Annotated in this window: 2 protein-coding genes and 2 pseudogenes; 3 read left to right on the top strand and 1 reads right to left on the bottom strand. The window is 61.1% G+C overall.

All coding sequences use genetic code 11. From position 1 onward, the window contains the following. The 3 genes and pseudogenes from VGP39_RS05150 to VGP39_RS05140 form a co-directional block, all read left to right on the top strand. A pseudogene (locus VGP39_RS05150) lies at window positions 1-262 on the top strand (hypothetical protein); the annotation flags it as partial. Window positions 263-432: 170 nt separating this feature from the next. Next, a complete protein-coding gene (locus VGP39_RS05145) occupies window positions 433-1,947 on the top strand; it encodes an aldehyde dehydrogenase family protein (RefSeq protein WP_327567030.1) in 1,515 nt (504 codons plus the stop codon). Window positions 1,948-2,088: 141 nt separating this feature from the next. Beyond that, window positions 2,089-2,472: a RidA family protein gene (locus VGP39_RS05140; RefSeq protein ID WP_327567029.1), complete on the top strand. Its 384-nt coding sequence runs from the start codon at window positions 2,089-2,091 to the stop codon at window positions 2,470-2,472. A gap of 297 nt (window positions 2,473-2,769) precedes the next feature. Here VGP39_RS05140 and VGP39_RS05135 read toward each other — a convergent pair. Then, window positions 2,770-3,057, bottom strand: a pseudogene (locus VGP39_RS05135) (hypothetical protein); the annotation flags it as partial.

Here is a 3,057-nt window from a genome sequence, read left to right as displayed (position 1 = left end):
CGTCATGATGCGTTGGAGCAACGATCGGTGGATTTCGAGCCTCCATCGGGTCGTCAACCCGACGAGCCCGGAGGCATGGAAGAAGAACCGCATCTCGATGCCGTACTTTATCCATCCCAATCCGGACGTGACGATCGAGTGCCTTCCGACATGCATGAGCGCCGACCGACCGGCGTTGTACAAGCCGATCATGGCAGCCGAGCACCGCATGCTGCAGCTTCAGCAGGCTACGCAGCAGACGTGGGCAGGGCCGATTGCCTAGGCGCAGCGGCCGACGAGCCAGCGCGGCACGTACTTACAGCGAGCCGCGCTAGCACCGCGCCTATTGACCGGGCCGCTCTGCGGGCGCGCCGCCTGAGCGGGCCTCGGCGTATTTCATTCAAACTCGGCCGCAGCGCAGCAGGCGACGCCGATCGCAGGGAGGTAACGGCATTGCGCGAGTGTCTCAAGTTCTACATCGGTGGCGAATGGCTAGACCCCGCGGGGTCCAGCACCCTCGAGGTGATCAATCCTGCCACCGAAACACCTGCAGGGCGGGTCGCTCTCGGGACGCCCAAGGATGTAGACCGGGCCGTGAAAGCAGCGCGTGACGCCTTCGCAGACTGGTCGACGACGAGTGTTGCCACCCGAATAGGTCTCCTCGAGCGCATCCTCGTCGAATACCAGAAGCGGTACGACGATATGGCCGACGCCATCAGCACGGAGATGGGAGCTCCGCTCGACCTCGCCAAGCGTTCGCAGGCCCGTCTCGCGCTCGAGCATCTGCGGGCGGCGGTACGGGTTCTTGGCTCCTATCGCTTCTGCGAGCCGCGCGGAACGACGATGGTGGTGAGAGAGCCGATCGGCGTCTGCGGGCTAATCACGCCCTGGAACTGGCCGATGAACCAGATCGGCTGCAAGGTCGCGCCAGCGCTGGCGACGGGCTGTACAATCGTCCTAAAGCCCTCCGAGATCGCACCGTTCTCGGCATATATCTTTGCAGAGATCATGCATTCGGCGGGCGTGCCGGCGGGGGTTTTCAATCTGGTGAACGGTGACGGGCCCACCGTCGGCGCGGCGATCTCGGGTCATCGCGAGGTTGACATGGTTTCCTTCACGGGCTCGACCCGCGCGGGCATCGAGGTGACGCGGAACGCCGCTCCCACCGTCAAGCGGGTTCATCTTGAGCTCGGTGGGAAGAGCCCGAATATCATTCTAGAGGATGCCGATTTTGAGTCCGCCGTTACCGCGGGTGTGCTTGCCGTAATGCGCAACTCTGGCCAGTCATGCAACGCGCCGACTCGGATGCTCGTGCCCCGCGCACGGATGGGTCAGGTCATCGCCACGGCGCGGGCGACGGTGGAGAAGACGGTGGTCGGTGATCCCCGCACTGAGGTCGACGTGGGACCCGTGGCCTCCAAGGCGCAGTGGACCAAAATCCAGGCCTTGATAGAGAAGGGTGTTCTTGAGGGTGCGACGATCGTGGCGGGCGGGCCGGGCCGGCCAGCTGGGCTGCCGAAGGGCTACTTCGTTCGGCCGACCGTGTTCGCGAACGTCACCCCGGAGATGGTCATCGCCCGCGAGGAGATCTTCGGCCCGGTCCTTTCAATCATGGCGTACGAAACCGTCGAGCACGCGATCGAGCTGGCGAATGGAACGGAGTATGGATTGGCGGCCTATATATGGGGCGCCGATCTCGTCCAGGTACGTGCCGTCGCCTCTCGCCTGCGCGCCGGCCAAGTTATCCTGAACGGTGCGCCTCCCGATTTTATGGCGCCGTTCGGAGGCTACAAGCAATCCGGAAACGGGCGCGAGTGGGGAGACCACGCCTTCGCTGAGTTTCTCGAGACGAAGGCAGTGGTCGGCTTTGCGTCTCCGATTGCGGCCGAGCAGCAATGCAGCGAGAACTCCTACCAACCCCGTCGGCAGCTTACACCAGGAGATATCTCCAATGAAGTGGTTACGTGACCCCATTGAAACGCCCCGCCACGCTTCAAAGCAACGACGTGGTGAAAAAAATCGCAGATCAGCGATGATACAGCTGTCAGCGCTGATTGCAAAGCAGGCGATGGTTGCGCCAACCTCATACCCTAGCTCGCAGGAAATACCGTGTCTCGACAAATCATCAACACCGTGAACGCACCGCAACCAAAAGCGCCACTCTCTCAAGCCGTTCGCAGTGGCAATCTTGTTTTTGTATCCGGAATGACTCCCTTTACGACGGACTCGAAATTGTCGAAGGGAGATTTCGATTCTCAAATGAGACAGACCATGGAAAACTTGGGAGCAGTACTGGAGGCGTCGGCAACTGGTTTTGACCGTGTTCTCAAATGCACGGTGATCCTCGCGCGCATAGAGGACTGGCAAAGGATGAACGAGATTTATTCAGAATCTTGGCCTAACGGAAGCTTTCCGGCGCGCACGGCATTCAGCGCCCCGCTTCCGCATCCGGATTTCCTTGTTGAAGTTGAATGCGTTGCCGAAACGGGATGACACCCGCTTATAGACACCGTTTAGCGAACTACATAAATCAACGCCGAAAGGTTATCGCGACTCACTGCCGAGCCGCATCGGTTTATTACCGGTGGCGGCCAACCGAACAAAGCAGCTAACTGCCTTGCTTAAATCAAGGGCATCAATCCCAAAGGCCGCAAGCGCTATCCCAGCAAAAAGGGGAGAGTTTTACCCTCGCTTCCGCGATTGTTGCGAGGGCGGGGCGCCCGCTCGCAGAGCGAAACCTGACCTCTCATTGCGACCAGCTCGCTCACACCGGAAGCGGTTGACCACCGGTCAGCCCGGCTGCGCACCCAGCGATCGCTCGATATCCGCAGCACAGACTTTTAGGCGATCGACAATCGACTTGACCCGCGGCGCCTGCATCCGCCGGGCAATTGCGGTCACCGTCAAGGTCGCCAGTGCCTCGCCATCGCGATTGCCGAAGGCGATCGAGACCGCGCGCGTCCCTGGAACGATGCCGCGCTCCCGAAAGGCGTATCCGAGCTTTCTTGCCTTGGCCGTGGCGAGGATGGCGCTTTCGACAGTGGCGCCGTTAGCGCGAAGGTGCACGCGGTTTTGCAC

Origin of the sequence: Bradyrhizobium sp. (genome assembly GCF_036009065.1) — a bacterium.
Taxonomy (GTDB): Bacteria; Pseudomonadota; Alphaproteobacteria; order Rhizobiales; family Xanthobacteraceae; genus Bradyrhizobium.
Note: the sequence above shows the minus strand (reverse complement) of the source record. Positions and strands in the feature narration are given on the sequence as shown.